A 12698-nucleotide genomic window follows, 5' to 3' on the forward strand; every position below is an offset into this window, starting at 1 on the left:
ACTGATGAAATCGGAACTTGCGGAAGTGGCGTTGGACCAGAAGCTCACCATGCCTGATGACGACGAGACGCCGGAAACGGTGCCGGTGCCGCATGCGTTGGTGCCGCATCTCGATGAAATCGCCATTCTGCTCGACATCGATGGCACGCTGCTTGAGCTGATGCCGACGCCGCGCGAGGTGTGGGTGCCGCCGGGCCTGTCGGAAACGCTGAAAGCTTTGACCGAGCGCACCTCGGGGGCGCTGGCGCTGGTCAGCGGCCGCTCGCTCAACGACATCGACCTGATCTTCGCGCCCGACGTGTTCCGCGCCGTCGCCGGTCATGGCGCGGAGATGCGGCTGGCGGTGGACAGTGAAGCGGATGCCCTGCACGCGCCGCCGCTCGACAAGGAGCTGAAGCGGCGCCTCGCCGCCATCGCCAAGCTCAGCCCCGGAATCCTGCTCGAGGACAAGGGCTATTCGCTCGCGCTGCATTACCGCCTCGCGCCGCATGCGGAGAAGGCGATCTACGAATCCGTCTCACTGATCCGCGCCGATCTGCCCAATGCGCCGATCGAGGTGCTGCCGGGCAAGTTCGTCTGCGAGATCAAGCATTCCGGATTCACCAAGGCGAGCGGCGTGCGCGAGTTGATGAAGCGCGAGCCGTTCAAAGGACGTCGTCCGCTGTTCATCGGTGACGACGTCACCGATGAGACCGTGTTCGCGATCATGCCCGACATGGACGGGCTGGCGTTCTCGGTCGGCCGCCGCGCCATGGGCGTGAATGGCCATTTCGATGCGCCGGCGGATGTGCGTGCGTTCCTTGCGCACCTGCTCGATCCCAGGTGAAACCAAGCCAGCGTCATCCCGCAGACACAAAGGCTTCCATTGCGCGCTGCGATGCATGCAGCGCAAACGGGCCGGAAATGCTGTCTTTTTGCGGCGAAATGGCTGAGTTCCGCGAGCGAAACCAGTTCCAACGCGCACGCCCGATTTTGGTTTCAATTGGTTGAAACGATGATCAGGAACCATATTGATGAACGGCAGTTAAATGGGGCGGAATGAACAGGAGGGGACGACCTGTGAACTTGATCGTCGTTTCAAATCGCGTCGCCCGCGGCAAACCCAATGAGCCCATGACGGGCGGCCTTGCGGCGGCATTGCTTCCCGTGGTGGAACATTCGGGTGCGATCTGGGTCGGTTCCTCCGGCCGGGTGCGTGATGGCCATCAGAAGGAGCCGTTCGCCGAGATCGAGGCGCTCGGGACAGGCGCGATTGCGACGCTGGATCTGCCGGCGGCCCATTACGGCGGATACTACGAAGGCTTTGCCAATTCGGCGCTGTGGCCGGCGCTGCATTCGCGCAGCGATCTGATCCGCGTCTCGCGTGAGGACTATGTCAGCTATCGCGAGGTCAACGCCTTCATGGCGCGCGCCTTGATGCGTTTCCGCAAACCGCAGACCGCGTTCTGGGTGCAGGACTATCATTTCCTCGCGCTCGGCGCCGAGCTGCGCGACCTCGGCGTCGATGACCCCGTCGGCTTCTTCCTGCATACGCCGTGGCCTGTCACTGCCGTGATGCAGGGCGTGCCCAACCATCGCGAGCTGATCACGGCGATGCTGGCCTATGATCTGCTCGGCTTCCAGACCGAGGAGGATCGGCAGAACTTCCTCTCTTATGTGGGCGGCGAGCTCGGCCTCACCATCGAGGATGGTGTCGTGATCTCGCAGCACGGCCGCACGCGCTGCGAAGTCTTCCCGATCGGCATCGATGCGGAGAAGTTCGCCGCCTATGCGGCGAAGTCGGCCGCGCATCCTGATGTGTCGCGCCTGCGCCGCAGCCTCAACGGCGAGCGCCTCGCGATCGGCGTCGACCGGCTCGACTATTCCAAGGGTCTCGTCAACCGCATCAGCGCGTTCGACCGGCTCTGGACCGAGCAGCCGCAGTTTGCGCGCAGCATCTCGCTGCTCCAGATCGCCAATCCCTCGCGTGGCGGCATCGAGGCCTATGGCAATCTCCAGAACGAGGTCGCGCGCCTCGTCACCGACGTCAACGGCCGCCACGGCGAGGTCGACTGGACGCCGATCCGCTATTTGAACAAAGGCTTCAGCCAGGCCGTGCTCGCCGGTCTCTACCGCACCGCGCAGGTCGGCGTGGTGACGCCGCTGCACGACGGCATGAACCTCGTCGCCAAGGAATACGTCGCCGCGCAAAACCCCGCCGATCCCGGCGTGCTGGTGCTGTCGAAATTCGCCGGCGCCGCCAACGAGCTCGACGCCGCGCTGCTGGTCAATCCGCACGACATCGACGGCATGGCCCGCGCGATCGCGGTCGCGTCATCCATGCCGCTCACCGAGCGCAAGATGCGCTGGGACGCGATGATGAAGAAGCTGCGCGGCCACACCATCCAGCAATGGTCCGCCGATTTCGTCGCCGAGCTCGAGAAATGCCGCACCCAGAAGGCGGCCGTCGCGCCGCTCGCAGCCCAGCCGCCGCAGGCGCTTCGCTGGCTGAAGTCGGCGATATCAGGCGTGCGGTTGATCTAATCTCAGCTTGGCTCGATCCCACCCTCTCCCCTTTGTGGGAGAGGGTGGCTCGGCGCGACAGCGGCGAGACGGGTGAGGGGTGTCTCTCCACGCGTGAACGTCTCGCAGCGAGATTCGTGGACGCAACCCATCATCCGGCGCTTCGCGCCACCTTCTCCAAGGGGAGAAGGCAAGAGCGCCCCTCAATAGCAATACGACACGCCGTCCAGGATCGCGCATTGCCGCTTGTGCGGCGCGTTCGGATCGTCCAGCGGCACCACGCCCTTGCCCTGACCGACAAACACGCCGGTCCCGACACGCACCGAGCTCTTGTTGCCGATGATCACGCTCTGATGTGGCGTCGAGCTGGAGCGCGTTCCGTCCGGCCAGAGGATGGCATCGCCCGAAAGCACCCCGCGCCGGCCGTCGTCGCAGCTGACGTCGCTCCCCTGCCGGGTGCAAACCTGGGCCAGGGCAGGCGCGGCAAAGGCGGTGCCGAGGGCCGAAATGAGGCTCAGGGCGACGATGGTGTTGCGGATCGTCATGGTGTCACCGGTCGTGTTTGGCGGCTTGCCGTGAATCGTCGCGTCAAACCCGCCTGCGGTTCAGCCGGCAGGCGGGCTGCGGCACGTGGGAGGCAAGATATTATCCTGTAAATACAACAGGTTGCTGAAAAATCGTCGGATATCCCCGCGATCCCTTGCAAAATCGTCGGCGCCCCTTCAAGAGAGGGCGCTCCGGAGAGATGGCCGAGTGGCTTAAGGCGCACGCTTGGAAAGCGTGTGTGCGGGAAACCGTACCGTGGGTTCGAATCCCACTCTCTCCGCCATTGTCATTGAAATCGTTAGATAATTTCTGCGCTTCCCGTAAGACCCCCGGCTCAACCCCCGGGGAGGCGCGCATGCTCGCTCCACCCAGGAACGGGTGGCGAACATCTGAGCCACACTCCCTGAATCGGAAGTCTCGCCCTAACAGTCGCTCATCGACGAATGGGGCGCCAATGGTATCAAAACACCACACCCGCCGCGGGAAGGTACTAGCGCGCGCGTAGCACGTTCCATGCCAATTCCTGCCGAATCCAATTAACGATTCTTTAACCATGATGGAGTCCGTTAACCATCGTGATGTTGCAATTCCGTCGAAGTGAGAATACAGTGACTCGCATGGACGACGACATCCGCAATTTGCTTGAAGCTAGGAGGAGTGAGATCGAAGCGTCACTGAGCGAACTTGTGAAAACCCGAAATGAACTATGGGACGAGTTCCTCAAACTGGACGGCAAGATCGATCAAGTCAGGTCTCAGTTGGAGAAAATCGATGTTGCTCTAAGCGCGATAGACGATCGCGCTTCCAAGAAGACACCAACAATTATGCAAGCAGTAATCGAGGTCCTGAAGAGCAAACCGGATGGAATGACGGCCCAGGAAATCCTCGCTGAGATCAACAAGAACTATTTTGACGGCACTATCGTGAGGACGAGTTTGTCACCACAGCTATCGCGGCTCAAAGATCGCGACAAAAAAATCGATCTGAGGGGCACTCGCTGGTTTCTCTTGCCAGAGCAGCCGTCTCTGTTTCCGCCAGTCAAGAGGCGGTTCTAAAGTTAAGGCCCCGGATTTCCCGGGGCCTCGCTGCACAGCGGCACACCGGCGAGTGCTTAGTTCACCGGAAGAAAGGAGAAGCCAAGTGTTCGTACACACCAGCGACATGAGTCTCGGCATGCACAGCGACAAGAGCAGTTCTTGTTCCTGTGGTGGCTTCGGCGCGCCAACGCTGAAGCCGTATCCGAGATCAATAATAGAGAAGGGGCGATTACCGCCCCCGGAGCAATTCGAACGATAGCGCACGGAAACAGCTTGGTCAACAAGGGTATGCTGAATCCGAAATGATTCCAATGCGTTGAGCTGACTCGCTGCGAGGGCGGCCTTTCACTTCCCTAATTGGTCTTGCGGGTCCCATCTCGCGGAGCTTCCAAGCAGCCATGAATCAGACTTCTGCCGTGACTACTTCCGTCGCCTCATTGAACGGACAATGGATTGGAATCTACTCAAGCAAACGCAATAGTGACGGTCTTCTCGTCGTTGAACTAGACGACGTCGGCTCTCAATACGAGGGCTCGGTTTATGCAATAGCCAACGACCGAACCGTCCCTGCATCCTATGGTGAGCTGTCTATACCAAAGGGTCAAGAGACCGTGTCCGTTCGAGTGCCGCTGGTCCTGGTAGAACGAGGAACCGGCAACACCATTACTGACGATAGCATCAAGAAGACTCATCCCGATGCGACCATCGCGAAATTTGCTGACGTCAATCTCGCGATTTCAGAGCGAGAGATTCAGATACATTGGTCGACGGATACTGGTACCCGTGGTGAGGGGTTTCTTAAGAGGAGCGAGGGAGGAGAAGAATCCTCGCTCTCGTCCATAGAGAGATCGTGGGACGAATTTAACTGGTCTACAACGAGCGCGCTTTCTGTTTCGCGGGCAGGAAAGTAACAGATGGAAACTGCGTACTGCATTTCATAGAACGGGGCGCGCCAACCTCACCAAATTCATGCATCAAGACATTCCCGCTCTTTATCGGCACCTTACGGGTCTCACGACACACCGGTTTAATCTTCAGGATCCGAACGACTACGCTGCCTTTCTGGCCCTTGTTCAACATCACGGATACCCAACTCCGCTCCTCGATTGGACACTGTCACCGTTTATTGCGGCTTATTTCGCCTTTCGTAGCCCTACCTTGCGAACGATGCCGCCCGACGCCAGGGTCCGCATCTTCGTATTCGACGGCTACCTCTGGAATGAAACGTATGAAAGGGCTCCCGCACTTAGCCCCGGCTTCCTTCATGCGACCGTTTTGGAACCCTTGGCCCTCAACAATCCCAGAGTCTTGCCGCAACAAGGCTTTTCGCTGGTCACCAACGTTGACGATCTCGAATGGTACATTCCTTCAATGGAAAAGGACGGACGAAAGTTTCTGACCGCAATCGATATTCCCGTTGCCGAGCGACCCAGAGTGCTGCGAGAGCTTGAGTTGATGGGCATCAATGCAGGCTCGCTCTTTCCTGGACTCGATGGAGCATGCAACCAAATGAAAGAACGATTTTTTGAGCTTTGATCAGGCCTCAACGCCCAGAATCAGAGGCCGCATCAATCGCGCGCAAAGGATCAGGGTGGAATTTCGATACGCCATGCTGGAGCATGCGCTGTAACAACTTCGCGGCCTTGTAGTCGGGATGCGCCTTGCCCAACGCGAGGACGGCCTCTGGATCATCAATTGAGGCCGGTGGCGAATGCCAGGGCTTCAAGCATAATGCAGCGATCTGCTCACTGTAAGCGGCGAACCGGGCGACATCGGCCCAAGGCTCGCTTTCGAGCTTCGCCTTTATCTGATCGTGGTGCGCGTGCTCCGGGTTGCCCAAGATGCGCAAGATGGCCAGTTCGAGGGCGGCGTGATCGTCTTCACTCGTCGTCATCGTCGTTTGCTTGGTCATAATATGAAGCTTTCGCCCGTCGCGCGACCAACCGTCCCGCGGTCTTGCGATCCAAGCGGCTCTGAGGGCTGAGCCTCAATTTGGTTGCTAAGCTCGCCTGCAACCGCGCCATTCTTTCCAGCGATGCATACCCTCCGGACGACGGCTTCCGGTTGGCGACCGCGGCGAGCTTCCGGACTGCAATGACCACCTGCACGTATGACGCCAACAATTGAACGTCGCCCCTCGCGAAGTGCCGAGAATCGGTCTCGCTCACGATGTCCCGAAACAGCGCGCGTTCGGCAGTCGTGAGAGAGGAGGGCGCGACCAGCGGCGGAGGTGCGCCGGTCAGGTCGAGATGGACAACGGACGTTCGCTGGTTAGGTGCTGTTCTCATGCTGAAAAATAAAGGACACGTGAAGATTGTCGCTCTGCGGGCCGGTCTTCTATCTTGGACTGTAAGTTATAGATGACCTCCCCCCGGGTCTTTGATTGTTTGAGGCGGCTCCGATCCCTTTGCGGCGTTCTCGCCAAGAAACCGGAGCCGCGTTGCCGGAGGTTGCACCGATGATCGAAAGGAATAAAAATCATTGGCGCATCTCGACGGCAGCCGAAATCGAAAGAGTAAGTTCATCCGTTAGCTCGTCGACACATTCGAGCATAGTGGAGCGAAGCACAGAGCGCGAAAGTGGATCGGCGCCAGCGAGCGCCATCGCGACGATACAAAGGCCGGAGGCGGTGCGCATCGGATTGAACTCGCGGGCCTTCAGGACAGCGTCGCAAATTGCTCGCATGTTCGAAGCGATTGCTTCATCGCTGGTCGGGTTGTGCTGGGTCAATTCGATCCTCGCTCGCTTTACGTCTACGTCGCCGCTTCAGCGCCTTTACTTCGGCGCGCAACGCGTCAATCTCTTCGAGACATTCGGCGCGTGCTGCCGCGATGACTTGAACGAGCAACTCCTGCGCAAACTCGGTGCTCATAAGGCGAGCTGCTTCGAGATCGGCGGAGGTGTTGATTGGAAGTCGCGGATATCCTTCCGCAACGGCGACCAATCCGAAGGGGAAATCGGCGCTGGTGAGAGTGACTTCCTGCTCCGTTGGAGAGGCATCCGCGACTGAAGGAGCCGAATAAGGCTTTGGAATCAAACCAAGTGCCTCGCGAGCGCGGCGGTCGGCAATCTCTTCGTGGATACTCGCTGTTCGGGCGAGCGCTTCGTGAGCGCGGGCGAGAGTGGCGCGGGCTCGTTCGTAGCTCACCACGATGCTCCGGTCAGAAACGAAATCGCCAAAGGGCTCCGAAGGCCCCAAGAGACTTGCAAGATAACGCGCAATGCGATTGTGTCGCTTTGGAAGAGCGAACGCGCCGGGGCTGCGACGACGTTGGGTGTGCCAACAGTGCTGATCGGCCCAGCGGCGTCGTCCATAACAAGTGTGGCTTCGGACGCAAGCTCAAATCGAGGCACAGCATCGATCGCGCTCGCGAGCCCATTAGGTGCAATCGCGATCACCGTGCCGGCTGCGAGCGCGGCGGACGGCAACACCGTATAGGTCTCGCGATGTTGACGTAGTCGCAACGCGACCGCCTGATCTGTCGCGGCAACGAGAACGGCCTCGCCGATGGGCGCGACAGCCGAGACTAGCACCGTGATGTCTGCGACCATCGCGTCTTGAGGATTGGTGGCGGTCGAGGGTGTGAGCGGCGCGATACCGAGCAATAATCCGGGCGGACGAATGGCGCTCCCGGCTGAGTCGCTGAACAGTGCTGCGTCGGTAGCGAGGCCGAGGCTTTCGGTGAGCACTGTGCGAACAATTGCTTCGATGTTCGGCGTTGAGTGTTCGAAAATCTCGCGAGTGAACGGGACGATTGTTGCGAACTTGCGGCGCTCTAGCCGCGGTCCATCGAAACTCAATCCCTTAACTGGGATCGGCGCGGCTTCGCCGACAAAGCCGGCAATGTTCGCGTCGGCGACAACTCCCGGCATCGCGATGCCGTTGGTGTGGTCAAATGTGAATTGATGTCCTGAACCAAAAACCGTTGCCGCAGCGCTCGCCCCGCCCATGACGGAAATGAAATCGGCGACTGCTGCCGAAGCGAGCGAACCGGCCCAAGTGCTTGAAGATGTCGTTGCCGGCGAGGTCGCGGCCTTGAGCAACATCGGTACATCGATGTCCCCGGGCCAGTTTTGTTTTGCGACGTGGCCCGGGAAGGAATTGTGGACGCTCGCGAGGAGCGTGGCGGTCGCGGCGCGGACAAACGGCGCGGCGCGGTCGCGGCGGAAACGATCTGGGTGTGAACTGCTCATAATCCGAAATATAGCCGGCTCCCAGATCGACCTTGGCGACGCAGTAGCGAATTATTTTTTGGGGCGGGACAACTCTGCCCATTCGACCTGGAGGAGCCGCCGGGCCAGCTTCCCGATCGCGTCCCGGTTTCGGCGGTCGGCCGCGGGCAGTTGCTTCCGGTCCACGACCTCCTCGACAAACTCCTCATCGAGTTCAACGGGCACGACGATCCGCCCCCATCCGCCCGCCTTCTTTCGCTCCCGGTATCGGCGCCAGGACGCGCGTCGCTTCGCGGAGGACTTCGGAGGCGGGCGGCGGGAGCGCTCCTTACTCATGGCCCGAAACCCTCCGCCCGCCACGAGCGGGCTGGCAGGAGGGGCCTGCCACGCCTCGGCAGTCTCTCGCGAGCCCCGGGAGCGTTCGCCAGCGTAGGAGGCGGTTGAGCCCAAGGGAGAGAGCCGAAGGGGGTTTAGGGTATTTCCGGGTTTTGCCCCGCCCGCTTCTATAAACAGTCTTCTTTCCTTCCTTCCGCCTTTTTCGCGCGTGGCGTAGGTACAAACCCCGAATACCCCTAAACCCCCCCTCAGTATAGGTCGTCATTCTTCACCTCCTCGTTGGGCGTCGTCGGTCGCGCGGCGTCCGTCTCCTCGCTGGGCACTACCGGAGCGGCCCGACCCTTTTGGGTCTCCTCGCTCGCGACAATCCGATAACTGTGACTCGTCTTTGGGTCCTTCTTCACGAGTTCGATCTTGTGCCCAATCGACACCCGTCCGAGGTCGGCCACGAGTTGATTGCCAATCGACTTGGCGTTTACGTTTCGGCCATCGCGGCTGTAGACCACGATCAAGTTTGGATAGGCGGGTTTCGGAAAGCCGCCACCCGCCATCGTCGTTTCCATCGCTTTGTTGTAAACTTGGGCCGCAGTGAAATCGCTATTCGCGCCGATACATTCGAGCAACGCCTTCATGCGATCCGCGAGAGCGCTCCGGGTTGGATCCATCGCCCGAGCATCCTCCATACTCTTCACCGGGTCCTCTTGCCCAAGCCACACGAGAGGTAATTGGACGAAGCGTCTCCAGTCGGCGAAACCCGCGATCGAAGCGGCGTTAGCCTGCGGCGGAGAGCCTGCCGCGATGTAGGCGCGGGCAATCGTGAAGGCCGCGGCGAGATAGGCGCCCCTGTCGGCTCTCACGCGCTCCACGGGGTCAAACGTGAATTCACGCTTCTCGGGTGCCTCAACCTTTGCATCGAGACGGCAAGTCAACGTTCTCCGTACCAGGTCGCCGACGATGCGGATGTTGTTGCCGTTCGCGAGGACCGTCGTCCCCCGGCAATCACACTCGCGCGTTTCGTCGTTCCGGCCAAACAGGCGTATCTTGATCTTGCCTTCGGTGAGCATCTGACAGAGCAGGCCACTATCGAGGTCGTGATCTAGGTTGTTGAGAGAGAGGATCGGTAAGGCTTCGAACGCGGCAGCGCTGAGCCGCTTCTCCATCTCCTCCGTATTCCGTGTCCCAGCCAACGGGACAGCTTCGCGGCCAGTGGCGATGGTCGAGATGACTTTGACGAGGTAGGACTTGCCGGTGCCAGCCTCGGGAGCACTGATGAAAAACATCGGCGCGACCTCAAACGCGCCACGAAGGACCGTTGTTAGGATGGCGGCGAGCGCAACAGACTTGTCCACATTGGGTGCTTTGTCGGTGTCCACATTGGCTGCTTTGTCCGCTTTGTCCCCAGCAAACGGAAATTCTTCGAGCATCTCGGTGAGTTTCGCCAGCGCTATTTTGGCGTCGGCCTTCGTCGGACGTTCGGGCATCGGCGGCAATGAGATATCGCCAGCGGACTTGTACCAAAGCTGAGTGGCGGGATCGTATCCGGGTTTAACGAGCAACGAACCGTCTGGACGCATCGTCGGCGAAGTGACGATCCCCTTCACCGAGGGGAAAGACCAGTGACCCGCCTCCAATAGAGCTTCGATCACGTCTCTCGGTGGATCCACGGGCTTATAGGACCTCGATCTTTGGTCAAAGCGCTCAAATGACGCGGCGTGATGGCCGACAACGTCCCGCAGCCTCGCAACGTTATACCTGACGAAGCTGGCAACGAGAGTGTCGCGATTTCGATCGGCAGACTTCTCAAATCGCCACAGCGGCTGCACGAGGCTGCCGCCGCGGACATAGACTTCGCAATTTTTCGCTCGGATTAGAGAGCGCTCGGTTTGCCGCCAAGCCTCGTCGAGGTTGCTGGTCGTGACTTTGATGACGACCTTGCCCTCAGCATTAACTGGCTCTTTCAGCGCCTTCTCGATCTGCCCTTCCAAATACTTCCGGCCGCCTTCGTCGCTGATATGCTCGAAGATCGATTTGCCGCGGTAGGCCTCATCGAGGCAAAGCGCGATGATCTGTTGTTCATCAAATCCCTTGCGCAAAGCTTCGCACAAAAACGCAAACACCAACTCGGAACGCGACTTATGTCCAGCGGGCGTGGCGCCCGTAGCGTCAAGCATCAGCCGCATTTTGTACGGCAGCTTCTTTCTGCTCCCCAGCGATGGCGTCTCAGCTTTGGCAATCTTCGGCTTCTTAGTCTCCACCGCCGCTGGCGGAAAGGCGGATAGCGGATAGCTGACGTCACAATAGTCGATGACCGTCGCGGGACAGGCCGTTCGGCCCGCCTTCCGTTTCTTCTCGTTGGGCCAATTCGTCGTGCCGGGCACACGTAGGATGCGATCCACGTTGCGCGTCGAGGGATCGGCACCGAAAGCCCGCGCCAGCGCAAAGTTGCGTGCCTCGATATCGTCGATATCTTGCTCACTGGTCAGCGAGACGGGAGCATCGAGACGCCACAACAGTTGGACGCCATTGCCGCTATCGATCACAAAGGTGGGTTGTTGCCCAAACGAGGCAATCAGTGGCGCCAGCCGCTCTTTAAACTGCGCTGGCGTCTCATCGGCGCTCGGATCGGCATCGACGTGGAGATAGTCGACTGAGGCAATGTCCTTCTTCGTCGCCTTCTTGTTGAGGTGCGTTCGTGCCGGGTTGAGGCTGTAGTAGATATTCGAGGTGGCGTTCTGCTTTCGAATGAACGCGCGCATAGCCTCGATTTCCGCGGTCGTGAATGTCCGCGTATCGGTCCGCCCGTCAGGGATGATGGCGGTGAGGACCCAAGGCCCTCCGGGGCGTAGTTGTTCGAGGAAGTCCGCAGCTTCCCTTTCGTCCGGAGAACCGGTAATCTCTTGCACTTGAGCGTCCATCAATGAATCCTTTCATCGAGCCCAGCGCGCCAACGCTGGGCTTTCTTGTTCAAGCTCCTCCACTCTCCTGTATGATCGCGTTCCGCCCGGTCGCCTACGTCGGCGGCCGAAGTCCGTCCAATCGCGCCAACGATGCCCGCGCAAACGCGGCTTGGTGTTCAGTGACCTCGCCGCAAGCCTCTCCGTTCAACGAGTAGCGCGGTGCGCGAGGTGTAACGCAAGCTTCAAAGTATTCGCGCTGCGAGCACCAAATTGCCAGCGCGCTCGCGAGCGCGCGGCCGTGAGCCGAGAACTCCCAATTGGGGGCGTGCTCGCGCGGATACAGTTCGCCGTGAAGCTGCGTAATGATGCCGATCGCGAGCGGCCGGGGCGGCGAGCAGAAGACCTCCGGCCAACGTTCGCGGAGCGTTGGAAGGATGTTGCCGGCCATGACTCACGCGCTCTGCTTTGCCGCCGCTTCTTCTCGCGACCTCTGCCACGCGAGTATCGTGCGGCCGAACCATCCCCGCGCGCGTCCGCTTTCGGACAGAGAGATCGGCTTCGGCACTTCGCCGGTTTCGATCTTTTCGGCCAATACGGTTGGCCCATAACCGTAGAACGCGGGGCCGTCTACCATACGATAAAAATGATCGGGGTGAATGATTGGCGGCGCCGGTCGCCGTTTCGAGCTGCGTTGAGGCATCAATTTTTGCTCCGTATTGCACCGGGTAAATCCGGGTTGGAGCGAACCTTCGCCTAAAAACAGTGCGCCTAAAAAGCCGGTAGGTTTTAGGCGGTAAGACGCCGCCTGCGAGCGGCACCGCTCCGGCCAGACCTAAGATCGGCCAGCGTCTTTGCGGGCATGTTCCATCGGGGCGCCACCTCCGAAACGGCTGCCTTCACGGGCCATCCTTCTTCGATCAACGTCTGGACGGCATTTAGCGCAAGGTGGTTTCTGATCTGGATGTGCGTAGGTAGGATGCTCGGGCGTCCGGGCTTGCCGCTCAATCTCGCAGTGAGGAGGGCCGCGAGCATAGGCATGATTGAAGCAGGGACCTGCTCCTTGGAGAGCAAAGCGACTAGGCGGCGTGGGTCGTGCTTTGTGTTGGCCGCATAAATTGCATCTATCCAAGGCCACTCATGCGCTGGGATAGCGAGCGTTGAGGCATTGTCGCTCGGCCACTCGCTGAGTCCTCCTTTGCCGGCATCA

Annotated in this window: 14 protein-coding genes and 1 tRNA gene; 6 read left to right on the forward strand and 9 right to left on the reverse strand. The window is 60.0% G+C overall.

What is annotated here, in order from left to right:
• Positions 1-4 precede the first annotated feature (4 nt).
• Positions 5-826, forward strand: coding sequence for a trehalose-phosphatase (gene otsB / locus P0R31_RS30495; RefSeq protein ID WP_275518190.1), 822 nt, complete (start codon positions 5-7; stop codon positions 824-826).
• A gap of 233 nt (positions 827-1059) precedes the next feature.
• Complete coding sequence (locus P0R31_RS30500) at positions 1060-2523, forward strand: trehalose-6-phosphate synthase (RefSeq protein ID WP_275518191.1); 1464 nt, start codon at positions 1060-1062, stop codon at positions 2521-2523.
• 182 nt (positions 2524-2705) lie between these two features.
• Here P0R31_RS30500 and P0R31_RS30505 read toward each other — a convergent pair whose 3' ends face one another.
• Positions 2706-3047 carry a hypothetical protein gene (locus P0R31_RS30505; RefSeq protein WP_275518192.1) on the reverse strand — a complete coding sequence of 114 codons (342 nt, stop codon included), beginning with the start codon at positions 3045-3047 and terminating at the stop codon, positions 2706-2708.
• Positions 3048-3241: 194 nt separating this feature from the next.
• Here P0R31_RS30505 and P0R31_RS30510 point away from each other — a divergent pair.
• The 4 genes from P0R31_RS30510 to P0R31_RS30525 all read left to right on the forward strand — a co-directional run bounded on the left by P0R31_RS30510 (position 3242) and on the right by P0R31_RS30525 (position 5621).
• Positions 3242-3331 (forward strand) — tRNA-Ser (locus P0R31_RS30510).
• 334 nt (positions 3332-3665) lie between these two features.
• The gene (locus P0R31_RS30515) at positions 3666-4103 is read left to right on the forward strand and encodes a hypothetical protein (protein ID WP_275518194.1); all 438 of its coding nucleotides are present in this window, start codon (positions 3666-3668) and stop codon (positions 4101-4103) included.
• Between the two features lie 380 nt (positions 4104-4483).
• Positions 4484-4996, forward strand: coding sequence for a hypothetical protein (locus tag P0R31_RS30520; RefSeq protein ID WP_275518195.1), 513 nt, complete (start codon positions 4484-4486; stop codon positions 4994-4996).
• 10 nt (positions 4997-5006) lie between these two features.
• Positions 5007-5621: an FRG domain-containing protein gene (locus P0R31_RS30525; RefSeq protein WP_275518264.1), complete on the forward strand. Its 615-nt coding sequence runs from the start codon at positions 5007-5009 to the stop codon at positions 5619-5621.
• Positions 5622-5628: 7 nt separating this feature from the next.
• Here P0R31_RS30525 and P0R31_RS30530 read toward each other — a convergent pair whose 3' ends face one another.
• The 8 genes from P0R31_RS30530 to P0R31_RS30565 form a co-directional block, all read right to left on the reverse strand.
• Positions 5629-5997 (reverse strand): hypothetical protein, encoded by a 369-nt coding sequence (locus P0R31_RS30530; RefSeq protein WP_275518196.1) that lies wholly within the window; start codon positions 5995-5997, stop codon positions 5629-5631.
• Positions 5998-6563: 566 nt separating this feature from the next.
• Positions 6564-6815 carry a hypothetical protein gene (locus tag P0R31_RS30535; protein WP_275518199.1) on the reverse strand — a complete coding sequence of 84 codons (252 nt, stop codon included), beginning with the start codon at positions 6813-6815 and terminating at the stop codon, positions 6564-6566.
• Positions 6787-7233 (reverse strand): hypothetical protein, encoded by a 447-nt coding sequence (locus P0R31_RS30540; RefSeq protein WP_275518201.1) that lies wholly within the window; start codon positions 7231-7233, stop codon positions 6787-6789. The genes P0R31_RS30535 and P0R31_RS30540 overlap by 29 nt, the downstream gene beginning before the upstream one ends.
• Positions 7230-8132: a phage major capsid protein gene (locus tag P0R31_RS30545; RefSeq protein ID WP_275518203.1), complete on the reverse strand. Its 903-nt coding sequence runs from the start codon at positions 8130-8132 to the stop codon at positions 7230-7232. Before P0R31_RS30545 ends, P0R31_RS30540 begins: the two co-directional genes overlap by 4 nt.
• A gap of 198 nt (positions 8133-8330) precedes the next feature.
• Complete coding sequence (locus P0R31_RS30550) at positions 8331-8594, reverse strand: hypothetical protein (RefSeq protein ID WP_275518204.1); 264 nt, start codon at positions 8592-8594, stop codon at positions 8331-8333.
• Positions 8595-8842: 248 nt separating this feature from the next.
• Complete coding sequence (locus P0R31_RS30555) at positions 8843-11509, reverse strand: DNA-primase RepB domain-containing protein (protein WP_275518206.1); 2667 nt, start codon at positions 11507-11509, stop codon at positions 8843-8845.
• A 94-nt stretch (positions 11510-11603) separates the two neighbouring features.
• Positions 11604-11939: a ProQ/FINO family protein gene (locus tag P0R31_RS30560; protein ID WP_275518208.1), complete on the reverse strand. Its 336-nt coding sequence runs from the start codon at positions 11937-11939 to the stop codon at positions 11604-11606.
• Positions 11940-11942: 3 nt separating this feature from the next.
• Complete coding sequence (locus P0R31_RS30565; RefSeq protein WP_275518210.1) at positions 11943-12191, reverse strand: hypothetical protein; 249 nt, start codon at positions 12189-12191, stop codon at positions 11943-11945.
• Between the last annotated feature and the right edge of the window lie 507 nt (positions 12192-12698).

Origin of the sequence: Bradyrhizobium yuanmingense, assembly GCF_029167105.1 — a bacterium.
Lineage (GTDB): Bacteria > Pseudomonadota > Alphaproteobacteria > Rhizobiales > Xanthobacteraceae > Bradyrhizobium > Bradyrhizobium yuanmingense_A.